17 protein-coding genes and 1 riboswitch are annotated in these 16,692 nt (G+C 57.9%); of the genes, 7 read left to right on the forward strand and 10 right to left on the reverse strand.

Annotated features, from left to right (window positions below):
* From KOL70_RS16405 to KOL70_RS16420, 4 genes are all read right to left on the reverse strand, one after another.
* Complete coding sequence (locus KOL70_RS16405; RefSeq protein ID WP_021508711.1) at positions 1-789, reverse strand: ABC transporter ATP-binding protein; 789 nt, start codon at positions 787-789, stop codon at positions 1-3.
* Between the two features lie 10 nt (positions 790-799).
* Positions 800-1,672, reverse strand: coding sequence for a nitrate ABC transporter permease (gene ntrB / locus KOL70_RS16410; RefSeq protein WP_021508712.1), 873 nt, complete (start codon positions 1,670-1,672; stop codon positions 800-802).
* Entirely contained in the window at positions 1,672-2,934 is a 1,263-nt protein-coding gene (locus KOL70_RS16415; RefSeq protein ID WP_215481039.1) for a CmpA/NrtA family ABC transporter substrate-binding protein, read from the reverse strand. The genes ntrB and KOL70_RS16415 overlap by 1 nt, the downstream gene beginning before the upstream one ends.
* A 261-nt stretch (positions 2,935-3,195) precedes the next feature.
* Positions 3,196-4,419 carry a nitrate regulatory protein gene (locus KOL70_RS16420; protein ID WP_021508714.1) on the reverse strand — a complete coding sequence of 408 codons (1,224 nt, stop codon included), beginning with the start codon at positions 4,417-4,419 and terminating at the stop codon, positions 3,196-3,198.
* 291 nt (positions 4,420-4,710) lie between these two features.
* Between KOL70_RS16420 and KOL70_RS16425 the strand changes: the two genes are divergently transcribed.
* From KOL70_RS16425 to KOL70_RS16435, 3 genes are all read left to right on the forward strand, one after another.
* Positions 4,711-4,956, forward strand: a complete 246-nt coding sequence (locus KOL70_RS16425) for a ParD-like family protein (RefSeq protein ID WP_010615787.1) — start codon at positions 4,711-4,713, stop codon at positions 4,954-4,956.
* The gene (gene map, locus KOL70_RS16430) at positions 4,953-5,738 is read left to right on the forward strand and encodes a type I methionyl aminopeptidase (RefSeq protein ID WP_150059739.1); all 786 of its coding nucleotides are present in this window, start codon (positions 4,953-4,955) and stop codon (positions 5,736-5,738) included. The genes KOL70_RS16425 and map overlap by 4 nt, the downstream gene beginning before the upstream one ends.
* Before the next feature lie 268 nt (positions 5,739-6,006).
* A complete protein-coding gene (locus tag KOL70_RS16435; RefSeq protein WP_216864122.1) occupies positions 6,007-7,332 on the forward strand; it encodes an MFS transporter in 1,326 nt (441 codons plus the stop codon).
* Between the two features lie 6 nt (positions 7,333-7,338).
* Here KOL70_RS16435 and KOL70_RS16440 read toward each other — a convergent pair whose 3' ends face one another.
* On the reverse strand, positions 7,339-8,265 hold the full coding sequence (locus KOL70_RS16440) for a LysR family transcriptional regulator (RefSeq protein WP_021508717.1): 927 nt from the start codon (positions 8,263-8,265) through the stop codon (positions 7,339-7,341).
* Positions 8,266-8,402: 137 nt separating this feature from the next.
* On the opposite strand from KOL70_RS16440, the gene hpxD reads away from it, so the two are divergent.
* Positions 8,403-9,434, forward strand: coding sequence for an aromatic ring-hydroxylating dioxygenase subunit alpha (gene hpxD / locus KOL70_RS16445; protein ID WP_215481041.1), 1,032 nt, complete (start codon positions 8,403-8,405; stop codon positions 9,432-9,434).
* 10 nt (positions 9,435-9,444) lie between these two features.
* The gene (locus KOL70_RS16450; RefSeq protein WP_215481042.1) at positions 9,445-10,407 is read left to right on the forward strand and encodes a PDR/VanB family oxidoreductase; all 963 of its coding nucleotides are present in this window, start codon (positions 9,445-9,447) and stop codon (positions 10,405-10,407) included.
* 18 nt (positions 10,408-10,425) lie between these two features.
* On the opposite strand, the gene KOL70_RS16455 is transcribed toward KOL70_RS16450, so the two are convergent.
* Positions 10,426-10,932, reverse strand: a complete 507-nt coding sequence (locus KOL70_RS16455; protein ID WP_058781369.1) for a DUF892 family protein — start codon at positions 10,930-10,932, stop codon at positions 10,426-10,428.
* Positions 10,933-11,422: 490 nt separating this feature from the next.
* Between KOL70_RS16455 and KOL70_RS16460 the strand changes: the two genes are divergently transcribed.
* Positions 11,423-11,587 (forward strand): general stress protein, encoded by a 165-nt coding sequence (locus KOL70_RS16460; protein ID WP_010615780.1) that lies wholly within the window; start codon positions 11,423-11,425, stop codon positions 11,585-11,587.
* Positions 11,588-12,083: 496 nt separating this feature from the next.
* Positions 12,084-12,416: a four-helix bundle copper-binding protein gene (locus KOL70_RS16465; protein ID WP_058781368.1), complete on the forward strand. Its 333-nt coding sequence runs from the start codon at positions 12,084-12,086 to the stop codon at positions 12,414-12,416.
* A 59-nt stretch (positions 12,417-12,475) separates the two neighbouring features.
* Here KOL70_RS16465 and KOL70_RS16470 read toward each other — a convergent pair whose 3' ends face one another.
* From KOL70_RS16470 to ddpX, 4 genes are all read right to left on the reverse strand, one after another.
* Positions 12,476-13,249: an SDR family oxidoreductase gene (locus tag KOL70_RS16470; RefSeq protein ID WP_059011983.1), complete on the reverse strand. Its 774-nt coding sequence runs from the start codon at positions 13,247-13,249 to the stop codon at positions 12,476-12,478.
* Positions 13,250-13,268: 19 nt separating this feature from the next.
* Positions 13,269-14,717, reverse strand: coding sequence for an acyl-CoA reductase (locus KOL70_RS16475; protein WP_215481044.1), 1,449 nt, complete (start codon positions 14,715-14,717; stop codon positions 13,269-13,271).
* Complete coding sequence (locus KOL70_RS16480; protein WP_254185872.1) at positions 14,714-15,823, reverse strand: long-chain fatty acid--CoA ligase; 1,110 nt, start codon at positions 15,821-15,823, stop codon at positions 14,714-14,716. The genes KOL70_RS16475 and KOL70_RS16480 overlap by 4 nt, the downstream gene beginning before the upstream one ends.
* Positions 15,824-15,891: 68 nt before the next feature.
* Positions 15,892-16,021, reverse strand: a riboswitch (TPP riboswitch).
* A 74-nt stretch (positions 16,022-16,095) separates the two neighbouring features.
* Positions 16,096-16,686 carry a D-alanyl-D-alanine dipeptidase gene (ddpX, locus tag KOL70_RS16485; RefSeq protein WP_215481046.1) on the reverse strand — a complete coding sequence of 197 codons (591 nt, stop codon included), beginning with the start codon at positions 16,684-16,686 and terminating at the stop codon, positions 16,096-16,098.
* Positions 16,687-16,692: the final 6 nt, after the last annotated feature.

The raw sequence follows: 16,692 nt of genomic DNA on the forward strand, positions 1-16,692 counted from the left end.
TTATGCCGCCGAAGTCTGTTTTTCGTAGAGAAAATGCAGCACTTTCTGGCGCAGCTGGTGATAACGCACGTCATCCGCCAGCGCCACGCGTGAACGCGGCCGGACCAGGTCGATCGTCAGGATATCGCCCACCTGCGCCGCCGGACCGTTGGTCATCATCAGTACCCGATCGGACAGCAACACGGCTTCATCCACATCATGGGTAATCAGGACGATGGTGGTGTTCAGCGCCTGCTGGATGCGCATGACGCTGTCCTGCAGATGCGCGCGCGTTAAGGCATCCAGCGCACCGAAGGGTTCGTCGAGCAGCAGCACGCGAGGTTTCATTGCCAGCGCGCGGGCGATACCGACACGCTGCTTCATGCCGCCGGAGATCTCGCCGGGGCGTTTATGCATGGCATGACTCATTTGCACCTGGTTCAGGTTGTGCTCGATCCAGTCACGCATTTCCGCCTTGTTCATCTTGCCTTTAAACACCTGCTCTACCGCCAGCTCAACGTTCTGATACGCCGTCAGCCAGGGCAACAGCGAGTGGTTTTGAAACACAACGGCGCGCTCAGGGCCGGGGCCGGTGACTTCGCGGTTATCGCATAACAGGACGCCGCTGGTAGGTCGGGTTAAACCGGCGATCAGGTTGAGCAGCGTGGATTTACCACAGCCGGAGTGGCCGATCAGGCTCAGGGTTTCCCCCTGATGAATATCAAAGCTGACATTATCGAGCGCCAGAAAATCGCCGCCGGAAGTGGTAAAACGCTGGCTGACCTGCTGTACACGAATGATAGGTTGCATAGTGTTCCCCTTATTTATCCCAGCTAAAGCGACGCGCCAGCAGCATCAGTCCCTGCTCCAGTAGCAGGCCGACGACGCCAATCAGCAAAATGGCAATCAGGATGTTTTCAACATTGAGGTTGTTCCACTCGTTCCAGATCCAGAAGCCGATCCCCAGGCCTCCCGTCAGCATTTCGGCAGCCACGATCACCAGCCAGGCGATACCAATCGACAGGCGGACCCCGGTCAGCACCGCAGGCAGAACGGCGGGAAACAGGATGCGGCGCAGGATGGTCCATTCCGACAGTTGCAGCACGCGCGCCACATTGAGGTAATCCTGTGGAATGCGCTGTACACCTTCGGCGGTATTAATAATCATCGGCCAGATAGAACAGATAAAAATGGTCCAGCTGGAGGCCGGTTCGGCGCGCTGGAACAGCAGCAGGCCGATAGGCAGCCAGGCCAGCGGGCTGACCGGACGCAGTAGCGCGATAACCGGATTGAACATGCGTGCCACAAAGGCAAAACGCCCCAGCAGAAAGCCTGCGGGAATCCCCACCAGCGCGGCCAGGCCAAAGCCGATAGCGACGCGCTGCAGCGAGGCCAGCACATTCCAGCCGATGCCCTGATCGTTAGGGCCGTTGTTATAGAACGGATCGGCGAACAGGATTTTCGCCGCTTCCCAGGTGGCGTACGGGCCGGGAAAGCCTTTGCTGGAAAGGGCCGCGATCTGCCAGATCAGAAGCAGAAGCATCACACCGCACAGCGCGGGAATGGCACGCTGCAAAAACGGACGCAGGCGCGCAGGCGAGCGCATCTTTTTTGGCGTGACCTGAAGGGGCACCACCGTGGCCCGGGTGGGCAGCGTCTCAGGCTGCGTCAGGGAGCGAGTCTGGCTTTTCATCACGACCTCTCTTTGTGGTTAATGGCAAAGCTGGCGGCGTAAACGGCAGGATTCGTGCCATCCCACACCTTGCCGTCGATCAGGGTGCTGCTGCGCATCTCACTGCCGGGCAACGTGATGTTGCCGACGGCGCTCGCTGCCTGTTTGTAGATATCAATTCGGTTGATCTGATTTGCGACGCCCAGATAGTCCGGATCCTCGGTCAGCATTCCCCAGCGCTTAAGCTGGGTGAGGAACCACATGCCATCGGACAGATACGGGAAACTGACGCTGCCGTCATGGAAGAAGCGCATCGCATGCGGGTCCTGCCATTTCTGTCCCAGCCCGTTTTCGTACTGGCCGAGCATGCGACCCTGCAGAATCTCAGGTTTGGTGTTGATCCATGCGCGTCCGGCCAGCACCTGCGCCGTTTCGCGGCGGTTATCATCGGAGGCATCGATCCAGCGTGCCGCCTCCAGGACAGCCGCCGTCAGCGCGCGCGCCGTATTGGGGTTCTCTTTCACCCACGCGGCGCGGGTGCCAAGAATTTTTTCGGGGTGATCGGGCCAAATCTGCTGACTGGTAGCGACGGTAAAACCAATATCATCACTGATAGCGCGCTGATTCCACGGCTCGCCCACACAGAAGCCGCTCATATTGCCAATCTTCATATTCATCACCATCTGCGGCGGCGGCACGACGACAGTGCGCACGTCATCAAATGGATTGATACCGGCATTCGCCAGCCAGTAGTAGAGCCACATCGCGTGGGTACTGGTCGGAAAGGTATGCGCAAAGGTGAGACTGCCTTTGGCCTTGCTGTCGATGGTCTTTTTCAGGCTGGCGGCATCGGTGACCTTTTGCGCTTTAAGCTGGTTCGACAGGGAGATTGCCTGGCCATTGTTATTGAGCGTCATCAGGTTCGCCATCGCATGCTGAGGGCCGGCAACGCCCAGTTGCAGGCCATAGATCATGCTGTACAGGACGTGTGCCGCATCGAGCTCACCGGAGATCAGTTTGTCGCGGACGGCTGCCCAACTGGCTTCTTTACTGGGCTGTAGCGTCAGACCATATTTTTTGTCGAAGCCTTTCACCGAGGCCATGACGACCGGCGCACAGTCGGTCAGTGGGATAAATCCCACCCGCACGGTGGCTTTTTCTGGCGCATCGGAACCCGCCGCCCATACGGTGTTGCGCAATCCCGGTAACAGCCACAGCCCGCCAGCGGCGGCGCTGGATAACAGCAGTTGACGTCGAGACAGTGAAACTGGCGATTTGCTCATTTTTTGCCACCCTCAGGAAATAAAAAAGGCGTCCTCTCCACTGCTTTTACAGGGAGATGGACGCCTTTATCCAAAAGCACTCGCTTTACCGCCGTTGGCAAAGCAAATGCATACACTTAATAGGGTAAAGCAAACTGCATGCCAGCTTTGAAACGGCCCTGCGCGTGGCGATCAGGGCTTTCGCCGGGCTGGTTTTTTAACCGATTTTGCACGTTTGTGACGCAGACCACGCACAAGCATTGTGCAGCTAACGCTTTAGAGTTATCTCTTCATTGTGGCTGCCACCGTGACGATCGCCTGGGCGATTTCCGGTAGCCGTTTATTCTGATCCATCGCGCTTTTACGCAGCCGTTGCCAGGCGTGCTCTTCACTCAGCCCATGCTGCTGCATCAGCCAGGTTTTGGCCTGGTCGAGCAGTTTGCGCTCTTCCAGCGTGGCGCGCAGGGTGGCCAGCTCATTGGCCTGATGCTGTAAACGCTGAGACTGCTCCGTGATCAACGACAGCAGTGAACGACCCAGCTGGGGTGCCAGCCCGTCGCTGTTCAGCGCACCGGACTCGGTGGGCAGCCAGTCCACCCCGGAGACATATAATGTAAAATCGCAGCCCGACTGCGCCACATGCAGAGGTTCAGCTGCCTGATGCTGTGCCAGTGCGATCGCCTCGCGGCAGCGCAACATCAGCGTGGCTGACAGCCGATCCTCCAGCAATTTCATTTGGTCGATGCGCTGTGACAGCAGCGAAAACCAGTGCAGCGCGCCACTGTCGTCCCGCCGACCGTCGGTACAGGCAATGCGTCGCAGTCGTTCAATTTCACGACTGGCCTGCGCCAGCGGCTGCCAGTGGTGTAAAACCGCCTCATCGGCAAACTGCTGGAAGGTCGAAAAGCTTTGTTCCTGTGCTTCAATTAAGGCCACCATGGCGCTGCGCTGCTCCGCGCTGAATTGTCCGGCAGCAAAGCCGGCCGCTCCCAGGGCGCGTTCCTGTCCCGTCAGCTCTTTGCCCTGCATAAAGCTGAACAGCGCAATGAGCGCGCGGGTAATGTCAGGATGGCTGGCGGTGTCGGCGGCCTCAAAAACCAGGTTCAGTAAGCTACGGATAATGGTACTGAACGCCGCAACGGCCTGCGCGTGCGCGATCTGCTGTTGCGTAATCTGCTGGCGCAACGCCGGTAATCCAGCCAGGGCCTGCAGCGCGGCGGCGATCAGGTTACAGAAGCGGCTGTATCCCGGCTGGGCTTCAACCCTGGGTAAGGCCTGGCAAAAATCCCGTTGGCAGCGCGTCACATCCTGCTCACTGGCGAGCCGCTGCTCGCCGTAAAGCCTGCCTTCTGAACATATCCACAGATTGCTCGCCCCCCGCTCGCGCTGAAGCTGATGCACCAGCTCGCTGACGGTGGTAATGAGTTTGCCGGTCTGGCGAAGGCGTTGCAGGCTGGCAATATCGCTTTGCCTTGAGGCCTGTAACCAACTCAGTGCGTCATCCATTGCTCCCCCACCCTTTGATGCCAAAAAGTGAGTCAAGCAAAAGCCGTGCCGTTTTCGTATCACCTCATTTCTCTTCACGAGAATCGCAGCGGCTACCCGGTCATAAAAATCTTTCTATGACCAAAAAGTATCCCGGTCCGCGTGGAGACGAGAACGTATTGGTCTAAACAATGTTTTTGATTTTCTGACAAATTTCGCAAATTTACCGACAGGCGAAAATCTGAACTTGCAAATCATGCCGTTGTGGATACGCTATATACATAGCATATACGTTTCATATAAAGGCCAGCCATGGGTATCGTCAAAATTTCAGATTTAATGCATGAGAACCTGCGCATCGCCAGCACGGCGCTCAGTCGTTCGATCAACGCGCAGGCGGAGCACTGGATGAAAATCGGCATGCTGGCCGAACTTTATCCGCAGCTCAGCCATCAGGAACTGACGCGTCTGCTGATGCGGGTCGAACGTGATGGCGGCGCTGAACTGGCGCAGCTGCTTGACCAACCTTCCTTTATTCCGCAGGGAATCGCGCAATGAGTATCAAACTGCATACCGCTGAAGAGATTGAACGGGCGCGTGCCGCCGGTCACGCCGCCGCCAAAGTCCTGGAGATGATCGCGCCCTGGGTGAAACCCGGCGTCACCACCGATGAACTGGATCGCCGCTGTCACGACTATATTGTCAATGAGCTAAAGGTCATTCCGGCTAACATTGGCTATCAGGGTTATACCCGTACCGTTTGCACCTCGGTTAATCACGTGGTGTGCCACGGGATTCCGGGCGAGAAAAAGCTCAAAGACGGCGACATCGTCAATATCGACGTGGCGGTCATCAAAGACGGCTGGTACGGCGACACCAGCCGCATGTATTTCGTCGGTCAGCCTTCGGTACGCGCTAAGCGCCTGGTTGACGTGACGTATGAATCAATGGTGGCAGGCATTCGGGTGGTGAAACCCGGTGCAACGCTGGGCGATATCGGTGCGGCTATTCAGCAGGTCGCTGAAAAGGCCGGTTTTTCCGTGGTACGCGAGTATTGCGGTCACGGCGTCGGCGAGATCTACCACGGCGATCCGCAAATTTTGCATTACGGCACGCCGGGCCAGGGGCTGGCGCTGCAGGCTGGCATGATTTTTACCATTGAGCCCATGATTAACGCCGGCAAAGCGGGCACCAGCGTGCTGTCTGATGGCTGGACGGTGGTGACCAAAGATCGCTCCCTGTCCGCGCAGTGGGAGCACACTGTCGCCGTCACGGATACCGGCTTCGACCTGCTCACACCCTGGCCGGAGGGTACCGGTGATTACGCCGCGATCGTTTAACGCCTGCCAATCGTCCAATCTGTGATCTCTATTGTAGTACAATCAAAATAGATTGTACTACACTTCTTACTCATGACGATTTATATCGCTCATGTGCAATATCACTATCGGCATAGTTAATGCTGCCGCGTGGCCGAAATAAAATGATTTTTATTTTCGGCTGCACTTCATTTATTGCTTAGCAAGCGAAACAGATCATTCATGACATCGCTACCCTTGCGCCTGTCTGCCGGCGCGGAGTGGCGTAATGCTGCGTGACGAGGTGGATATGATAAGTTCCGATGTTTCTGGTTCTACGTTGAGTCAATTAAATAAGCGCATCATCCCGTTTATCGTAATCTGTTATTTTGTCGCTAATCTCGATAAAACCAATATCTCTATCGCTGCGCTGCAAATGAATGCCGATCTCGGGCTTACCACCAGCATGTACGGCCTCGGTGTCGGCATGTTCTATATTTCCTACATTCTGTTTGAGATTCCCAGCAATGTCATTATGACCAAAGTCGGTGCCCGGCGCTGGATAGCGCGCATTATGATTACCTGGGGCATTGTCAGTACCGGCATGGCGCTGGTTCATAGCGCCAATCAGTTATATGTGATGCGTTTCTTACTCGGTATGGCCGAAGCCGGTTTTGCGCCGGGTATTATCTATTATATTTCCTGCTGGTTCCCTAAAAGTAACCGCGCACGGGCAATGTCTTTCTTTTATATGGGATCGGTGGGCGCGTCGATTATTGGTCTGCCCATTTCCGGTGCCATTCTCAATATGCATGGCATTGCCGATATCGCAGGCTGGCGCTGGCTTTTCGCGCTGGAAGGCATTCCCGCAGTGGTGCTTGGTTGTCTGGTTCTGTGGCGCTTACCCGATAAGCCTGACGATGCTGTCTGGTTAACTACACCGCAAAAACACTGGCTGCGTCAGCGCCTCGAACAGGACAATCTGGGTGTTATCCTGAATAAGAACCACTCCTGGCTGCAGGCATTAAAAGATCGTACGGTGTTATTGCTTAGTCTGGTGTGGTTTTTACAGGCGTTCGGCTCCATCGGCATTACGTTATTCATGCCGTTGATTATTAAAAGCATGGCCGCAGAACAGAGCAATTTTATTATCAGCCTGCTATCCGCCCTGCCCTTTGTGATGGCCTGCGTATTTATGTATTTAAACGGACGCCATTCCGATCGCAGCGGTGAACGCGCCTGGCATATGGGCTTGCCATTAATTTTATCGGGCCTGGCATTAACCGGCGCGATTTATTCGGGCAGCCTGTTGCTCGCCTATATTTTGCTGGTCTTCACCGTCGGGCTTAACTTTGCCCTGACGCCAATATTCTGGGCCGTGACCACAGAAAAATTAGCTGGCGTAGCCGCTGCGGCATCGATTGCCTTTATCAATACGGTGGCAAACTTTGTCGGACTGGGTTTACCGCCGCTGCTGGGAAAAATGAAAGATGCGACGCAGAGTTATCACTCAGGATTGCTGATTGTGGCGATAGCGCTGATTGTCGGCGGTATTCTCGGTATTATTATCGCCCGTCCATCGGGCGGTGCCGGTGCCAGCAAAACCCGCGCGCCGCATGCCGAAACCGGGCACTGAACGTGATTACGGCCCGCCTGCGGGCCTGACACTGGCCATCGCCTCTATCACCTCAGTCATGCGCTGAATCACCATCTGCGCCGCCCGCGATAGCTGGCGTGACGGCGCAGTACACAGCGCCAGGGTCAGCGGTCGCATCACGCTGTGCCTGAGCGGTACAAAGCAGAGCTGGTTCTCCTGCACCTCGGTCATTACGTCCAGCAGGCTCAGCACGCTGATGCCGGTGCCCTGCGCGATCAGGCTGCGAATCAGGCGGATGTCGTTACAGGCGATAATGTTTTCCGGCGCCAGGCCCTGCTTGCGGTACAGCGCATCGACACGTTCGTGGACCACCAGCGCGGCGCCAGGCACAATGTGTCGCTCATGACTGAGCTCACTGAGCGACAGCAGCGGCCTCGTGCTAAGCGGATGGTCAGCGGCCATCACCACGCCCATCTCCAGTTCGGCAAACGCCAGCACTTCCAGTCCGCTCTGCCCGGCGGGATCGAGAATCAGGCCAAAATCGATTTCCGACTGGCGAATCATCTGGCTGATGCGGTGGCTGTTGTCTACCGTCAGCTCCAGCCGCAGCCACTGATGCTGGCGTGCGATATCGGCGATGGCGTCTGCCACGCTGCCTTTGGTCAGCGACTGCACCAGCCCGGCCGTGACGTTACCGCGCTTGAGTCCCTGAATATCATCGAAACGCTGCCGCGTGACGCGAAACTCACGCTGCCAGCGCATCACATCGTCATACAACAATTCTCCGGCGGTGGTCATGCGCAGCCCTTCCGGCAAACGTTCGAACAGCGGCGTACCAAAACTCTCTTCCGCCTGCAGAATCTGCCGGTTAATGGCAGAAGCGGAAACGTGCAGTTGCTCAGCGGCTTTGCGCAAACTGCCACTGCGCGCCACTTCGGCAAAATAGACGGCAAAGCGGGAAAACGGGCTCATTGCTCACCTGTACGGTTTTTTGCAACACCTGGCTGCATTCTTGCTGATGGATTTGCACAGGCAAGCATATTAACAATGTCCTGACAAAAATGAAGCCTTCTATTTCGCCTTGTGTGAGCACCTGACAGGACAACAGCATGAATAACATTACGCCTCCCGCACACTGCACGTTTGAACCTGATGACTGGCTGCGTCTGGCGCGACAGTGGCATCCGGTTGCCCGTTCCTGTGATATCGCCGGCGCACCGACCAAAGCGGTGCTGCTTGACGAGCAGCTGGTGCTGTATCGTCTGCAGGGTCAGGTGGTAGCGGCACGCGACGTTTGCCCGCATCGTGGCGTCCCGCTGACGCTGGGTTTTCATGATGAAGAGGGTATCGTCTGCCCTTATCACGGCTTGCGCTTCGGTGCCGGTGGCCGCTGCAATCGCATCCCGTCCAGCCCCGATCAGCCGATTCCGGCCAAACTCAATCTGATCAGCTATGCGGTGGAAGAGCGCTTTGGTCTGATTTGGGTGTGCCTCGCACCGGATGCTGACCAGCCCGCGCCGCTGCCCACCATGCCGCACTGGGATGATGCCGGTTTTCAACAGATCAACTGCCCCGGTTTTGACGTCAACGGCTTTGCCGGACGCCAGGTGGAAGGTTTTCTGGATGTGGCGCACTTCGCCTGGGTGCACACGGAAACCTTCGCCGATCCCAACAACCAGGTAGTACCTGCCTATAACCCGGTCGAAACCGAGACCGGCTTTGCCGTGGATTACTGGAGCTCAGTGAGTAACTTTGCCGCTGACAGTCCGCAGCAGGCGCCGGAAGGATTTAGCTGGCTGCGTCATTTCGAGATGCATCTGCCGTTTACCGCCACGCTGACCATTCATTTCCCCGGCGAATCGCGCCTGGTGATCATGAATGCCGCGTCGCCGGTATCGGCGCGCAAAACGCGCATGTTTGCACCTATCGCGCGTAATTTTGACCTGCACATCCCGGTTGAAGAGGTGCACGCCTTCAATCAGCGCGTGTTCGAAGAAGACCGCCTGATGGTGGAAACCCAGCAGCCGGAGCGTTTGCCGCTCGACCCCGCTCTGGAAGCGCATATCCCGGCCGATCGCAGCTCCATTGCTTATCGTCGTGGTCTGAAGCGCATGGGCTTCGGCGAATTTTTCCTGGTGTAAGGAGGCAACGATGAGTGATCTGCTGAATGTGGTGGTGGATGGCCTGTATCGTCAGGGACGTCACAATCTCAGCGTCACGCTGGTGGCAGAAAATGGCCAGCCGCTGCCGGACTGGCAACCGGGTGCGCACATTGATGTCCACCTGCGTGATGGCCTGATACGTCAGTACTCACTGACCGGACGCTGCGATGACGCGCGCGGCTATCAAATCTGTATTGCCCGCGACGGGCAATCACGCGGGGGATCGCGCTACGTGCACGACACGCTGCGCCCCGGCCAGACGATTGCGATTTCGCCACCGCGCAACCTGTTTCCTCTGCAACCGGCCGCTAAAGTCATTTTGCTGGCGGCTGGAATTGGCATTACGCCACTGTACGCCATGGCGCTGGCGCTGGAGGCCGCCGCCGTGCCTTTTGTGCTGCATTACTTCGTGCGCCAGCGCGGTGATGAAGCTTTTGCCGCCGAACTGGCGCAGCGTTACCAGCATGGATTTTGTGAAATCTGGTACAGCAGCGAAGGCCGCAGCGCCCGTGATTATCCACCGGCGGAACTGCTTGATGCTGCCGCCGACACGCATCTGTACCTGTGCGGGCCGGAAGGGTTTATGACGCACATGCAGCAGCAGGCGCTGGCGCGCGGCTGGGACAGCGCCAACATACACGCTGAAGCGTTCAAACCTGTCGCCCGCAAGGCTGGGGCTGAAGAAGGCTTTACCGTGACGCTGGCACGCAGTGGGCAGCAATGTACCATTCCGCCTGACAAAACCATTGCCACGGTGCTGCTGGAGCATGGCGTCGACGTTCCGCTCTCCTGCGAGATGGGCATGTGCGGCGCCTGCCTGACGCGGGTTACCGCTGGAGAGATCGATCACCGCGATACCGTGCAGTCTGACAGCGAAAAAAGCGCCCCGGAGCAGTACATCGCCTTATGCTGCTCGCGCAGCAAATCGGCGGAACTGGTGATTGATCTCTAGGGCGCGCCGCAGGATGACTTAATCCGTGCCGGAAAGCTCAGGTTCCGTGCGCAGCACAATGGCTTCCTCTGCCGCCTGTGGCAGCAGCTGCAGCAGCCAGCTGGCCATCTGGCTTTCCTGCTGCAGAATGCGCCGCACAATCCTGACATCCTCCCCCTCTTCCGCCTGCTCTGCGGCCACCAGCAACGTCGAGTAGGTGGCGATTTTATAGTTACAGAACACGTAGCTGCTGACGGCCACACGGATGCCCTCTTCATCCTGCAGCATGTCGCTGGCGGCCTGACCGACCACCGACATCCGGCCTAACGACTCCTTCAGCACCGACCAGCTGCTGTCATACTGGCGCAGCAGCGTTTTCACCTGCTGCTGCTGGTCACGGCTCTGCTCAAGATACTGCTCAATACGCGCCTGCAATGCGGGATGATCCGTCAGACGTGATGCAGCCGCCTTCAGCAGGCTCTCCGCATGTTTCTCCATAGCATGCGCATCGCGCAGCCAGTCCAGATATACAGATTCCTTCGTCATGGTTTGCTCCAAAGTGAATGACACGGGCGATCTACCTCAACGGCGTCAGAGATGGATCCCTGATCGGGCAGCACGCTTTGACCTCATCGCTTTCAGGCTGGTTATCTGAAAAATAAGCGAAGCGCTAATTAAGTCCAGGCGAACAACTTAATTAAACGTAGCAAGCAAGCCGGGCTGTGCAAGAAAGGTTTTTAAGAAATGCGACAGCGGTTAATTGTCATAACGTCATCAATTCACATTAGCGCCGCTAAAAGAACGCTTCCCTTTATGAAAGTAAAATGTTAACAATCCCCCCCCAAATGATTTGCCGGAATAAATCAGCTGAAATTGACTCATCGTTAAACAACCAACGTGCTGTAAATTAAAAGTTAAGATTATTCCTGGCTTGATTATGGTAAAAACATCGCTACATTTATTTTTGCTTCATGCGGGTATGAACAGAGAGGAAAAAATGAAGGATCCAAAGAAGAAACCTGAAGAGGAAGAAAAAGTGACGCAACGTCGTGGGGGTTCAGGCAACTTCGCCGCCGATAAGGAGCGCGCGGCTGAAGCAGGCCGCAAAGGCGGTCAGGTCAGTGGTGGTAACTTCAAAAATGACCCACAGCGCGCCATTGAAGCCGGCAGGAAGGGAGGAAAGATCAGTCGTCGTAAATAACTACTCCCCATCTTTGTATTGATTTAACCTCGATAACTTTTTGCACTGTGCTCTCCTGACATCGCGTTTACGCTTCGCTTAAACGCACGTCTAACCTTGTCAGGAGAGTAATTTTCCCATCCGAAAACAATTAATCGATCAAATCTTCAGCGATCCTGCGTTATTTACCGCTTCGCTTATCAGGCGACCGCTTTTCAGTTTATTTATCCTAAAATTAAATCATTGATTATCTAACTATCAGCTTCAGGCACCCTATATTTGTACAAGCCACGCAGAGTTGTACACTTTTATTTAATCTGCGTTAATTACCCGGGCTGATATATATACACAAGCTTACAATTGGCTAACTCCGCAATATTTAAGGAATTATTGCATACGCAATGCACCTTACATGGATTAATTACCCGCTATCCGCTTGATATCACCCCGCTTTTAGCTAAATTCTCCATTCACGCTCACTATTGCGTCGCTATTAACCTGACGCTAAGGGAAACGCATGAACGCTGACCTCAATGACTGTATTGCGCTGTGCTATCGCTGCGCGACCGCCTGCGACCAATGTGCAGCCGCCTGTCTGCTGGACGCTGACGCCAGTGAGATGAGCGTCTGCATTAGCCTGAATCAGCAGTGCGCGGCGCTGTGTCGCGTAACCGCCCAACTGCTGGCTGCTCAGAGTGAACTGAGCGAGCAGCTCTGTACCATCACGTCGATGGCCTGTCAGCTGGCTGGTTGGGAGTGCCAGAAGCACCAGCATCCACACTGTCAGACCTGTGCGGAAATTTGCCTGCAATGCGCAGATAGCTGCATGACGGTGGGCATGGCGGAATAAGGGATTGAGGTACCGGGCGGGCGGTGGCAGGTCGCCAGTGCGGTGACTGGCGACCTGGCTTAATGGTCCTGCATCACCAACCCGCCATCGACATACAGCGTCTGGCCGGTGACAAATTCGCTCCATGCTGATGCCAGAAACAGCACCGGCCCGGTGATATCCGCAGCGCGCGCCAGTCGTCCGAGCGGCGTTTGCGCTGTCAGCGCATGGCGTACCGCTTCTGGCGTATGCTGACTGGCATCGGTGGGATACACCAGTCCCGGCGCCACGCAGTTCACCCGAATACCCAGCGCCCCCAGTTCGGCCGCCAGCGTCCGGCTAAAGCCCGTCAGCGCGGTTTTTGCGGTGATATAGTCGTGATAAGCCACCGCTGGCCGGGCGATCAAATCACTCACCAGATTGATGATACTGCCGCGCGCCCGGCGGCGCATCAGCGGCAAGGCCGCCTGACACACGTTGTAGCAGGCGTTCACTGCGCCATCAAACTGCGTCTGGTAAGCGGACCAGGACGTTTCCCAGAAGCGCTGGCGCTGGTCCGGATCGAAGCGATAAGGTGCGAAGGCATTGTTCACCACCACATCCAGTCGTCCGGTAGCGGCGTCGATCTGCTGCATCATATCGGCTACCTGTGCGGCGCAGGTCACATCGGCGGCAATCGCCAGTGCCCCCCCGCCCTGTGCTTCACAGGCCGCGACTACCTGCGCAGCGGCGTCGTGATTACGTAAATAGTTGACCACGACAAACGCGCCTTCGGCGGCAAAGGCCTGGGCAATGGCGGCGCCAATACCGCGACTGGCGCCGGTCACCAGCACGGTGTGATTGCTGAATTTCATTGCGTTTCTCCACGCCCGCTCAGTCAAGATAGGGCGCATAATGTTCAGCGGCGGTTTCCGCCGCCTGTTCGATTTCGCACAGTGTGACCAGATCCAGCAGGCTAAAACGGCCATCGTGATGCCAGCCCGCCTCCGGTGAAGTCATGTTACCCAGCGCCGTGATGCGCGTGACGCCCGCCGCTCCGAGTTGCGCCGCCAGCCGAAACAGCACCTCGGGCGCGGCCGCGAGGCCAACGCTTTGCAGATACGCGCGCTGCGCGGCTACCCAGCTTACCGTCTCCTCCAGCATATCCACGGCAATCACCTTCAGCGTACGTTCGAGCGCGCCCGGTTGTAACGGCTCCGGCTTGTCGACGTACACCACCGCCCAGGCATCGTGCTCATCGCCGTACAGCGTGCGGTCACCGCTCAGCGCATGCATTTCCTCCGCGTTACGCCACGCGGCCACAGCCTGACTTTCACCCAGCGTCAGCGTCGCGCGCGGATAGCGCTGTGCCAGCGCGGCAAGTTCATGGGCGAGGTAAGCAGCAAACTCCTGCGGCGTCACCCGGCCGCCGCGCTCAATAAACAGCGCCTGCGGCGAGTAACAGCCGGCCTGGTCATAGCGCATCACATCGTAAGCCACCTGACGCGCCAGCGCCGTACCGCGCCGGACGTCCAGCGCCGACCGCGCCACCATGCCAAAACTGATTTTATGGCCGTGCGGCAGAAAGCGCGTGGCTGGCGGCAGACGCCGCTGCATCGCCGTCAGCGCGGCTTCTCCGCCATAAGCCATCACCACGTCTGACTCGCGGAACCACTGCTGCTCAGTGCTTTCATCACCCCCCTGCCACCATACGACGGCCAGACAGTCGCCCAGCTGCGGATCGATCTCCGCCAGCAGCTGGGCGAACCAGCCCGCCATCAGCGGCTCAGCGCTCGCCACTTTGCCCACGCTTCCCGCCTTCACCAGCAGGCCGGCAATCAGGCTCCACAGCGGCAAACCCGGCACATTGCCGGCCCAGACCTGCAGCAACAGCTGCGGACCAAACGCGCGGGCAAAGCCGCCTTTTGGCCGCGGCTGAAAATCGTCCAGCATCTGCACGTTGCCGAAATCCTCCGCCAGAAAACGCCGCAGCTGCGGTTCACGGAAGGTTTTGAGATAGCCGGTTAAACCGAGCCGCAGCATCCCGGCGTCATAGCCGGTAACCAGCGGCAGCAACCGCTCCGCCTGCTGGCGCACCGGGTGCGAACGGTCAAGCAGGCGCGCGATAGCTTCATCAATCAACGCGGTGATGCGCGCTACGCTCAGGGTGTGCAGGTAGCGGCGCGCGTTATCGCGTACGCTGGCCGCCAGCGTGACAATCTGCGCCTCGGACAGCACCGGCACGCACACTTCCAGCGCGCTGCCCTGCTGGCCAAAGTGCAGGCTGTGCCACGCCACCTCGCTGTGGCGGATGCCCGGCAGATGGCCGGCATACAGTTTCATGCCCGCGCCTGCGCGGCAGCGAGAAACGATTCCATCGCCAGCGAGCAGCCTTTGGCATCGGCGTCCGCGACGCGCCCCAGCAGCTGAAACCCGCCGGGCACCATCACGCCGGCATCTTCGGTCAGAATGGCGGAAACAGAATTGAAATGGGCGAGATCGTGATGCACCAGTACGCCTGTCTCACCTTCCGGCACGTCCGCACCGGTCAGCGGGTTGACCACACGCGTGCGGATCCAGTGCGGTCCGGATTTCACCGGCGGGCAGATTTCATTGCCGGCATCGTAAAACTGCGTGCTGAGTTCAGTCATGCCGTACATATTGATGCAGTGCGAACGCGGCACGCCGAGCGTCTGCTGCAGCGCGCTATAAAACGCTTCCGCCGCAACTTCACGCGACTGGCCCTTAAAACCCCCGGTGTCGAGGATGCGGCTGCCCGGCGGCAGCCTGAAACGCCGCTGCTGACGCGCCAGTTCGTCCAGCAGGTGGACAAAACTGTAGCTGGCACCCAGCAGGGCATAGGGTTGGCCGCTGGCCTGCGCCTGCTCCAGCGCGGCGATCAGACGCGGCAGTTTCAGCCCCTGCGCATCCACCATCACTTCGCTGTCTGGCGTGCCACATTCTTGCATCGCCAGCGTCAAATAATGGGCCAGCGAAGAGTTGGGCAGCTCGCTGCTGTGTGGAAACAGGATCGCCATCGGCAGGCGCGGATATCCGGCCATAAAGCGCTGGCGGAAATTGATCAGCATCGAGCGATCGTAAACCGCCAGCGTCGGGTGATAGCTGCGCCCCCGGCCGGTCCCCGTGGTGCCGCTGGTCATAAAGATGTGGGGAATCTCCGCCACTGGACGGCAGCTCAGCGTCAGATCTTTAAACGCCGTAATCGGCACCGCCGGAATCTGCCGCCACTGTTTGACCGTCAGCGGCGTACGGCCGTGCTGGCGGGCGAAACGGGCGTAAGGGAGATTGTGTTCGAATTGCCACGCGAACAGCTGCAGCGCCAGCTGGTTGAAATCCGCTTCGGTGGTTTCTTCGCGCTGCATAAATGCCAGCAGCGCGGCAATGATTGACGCTTCGGTCATGAAGGTGCCCTCTTTGGACTGCGGCATAACGGCCAGCCAGGGGCTGAGTGATGCGCAGAATTCGCAGAAAGGCGCAAAGAGGGAATGAGGGCGTGCAGTGACCCCGGTTCCACATCCCTACGCCGGTATTAGCCGGATCAGGTTCAGAGGGTCACTACGTTGCCGGCCGTGACAGCCGCGCGGGTAGAATCTCAGCCCTCTAACAGGGCACCCCTTGGAACAAGCTGCATTCTGGGGTCGGAACGGAGGGCGTGTCAAGGCGGGAAGGCGCAGAACCCCCCGCTTCAGCAACGCGATTATTAACGCGCAATATCACTCACAGGAGCGCGATCAGCCCGGCTGACGCAGGCAAAGCGATCGCTGAGCAGCGGATAGTTTTGCGCATCCGGCAGTTCAAAGTGCCACCATTCGGTGGGCATCCCGACAAAACCGCCGCCAAGCATGATGGCGTTCAGCAACAGGCGATGACGCTGCGCCTGCTGCGGCACGTTGGGATGGAACGGGTGCGACTCAGCAGACATGTCGTCAAACCCGGTCCCCATTTCCAGAATGTTGCCCGCCTCATCCACCAGCGTCACATCGATCGCCACGCCACGGCTGTGATTCGAGCCCCGCGCCGGTGGCACCACATAATCCGCGTCCGGACAGGCATCCCACAAGTGCCACTGCGCCTGCTGCGGACGATACGCGTCCAGCACCAGCAGGCGAAATCCCGCCAGCCGGGCGATATCGCAGCTGCGGCGCAGCGCGGCTGCGGCATCCGGATGCAGCAGCGCCTGCGCGTCGCGATAAATGGCATATCCGGCGATGTTATCGGCGGTGGCGTATTTCAGATCAAATATCAGGCCCGGCAAGGTGGCAGCCAAATCGATTAATTCAACGTCCTGCACTGTACA

The organism is Pantoea sp. B270 (assembly GCF_018726825.1).
Lineage (GTDB): Bacteria > Pseudomonadota > Gammaproteobacteria > Enterobacterales > Enterobacteriaceae > Pantoea > Pantoea dispersa.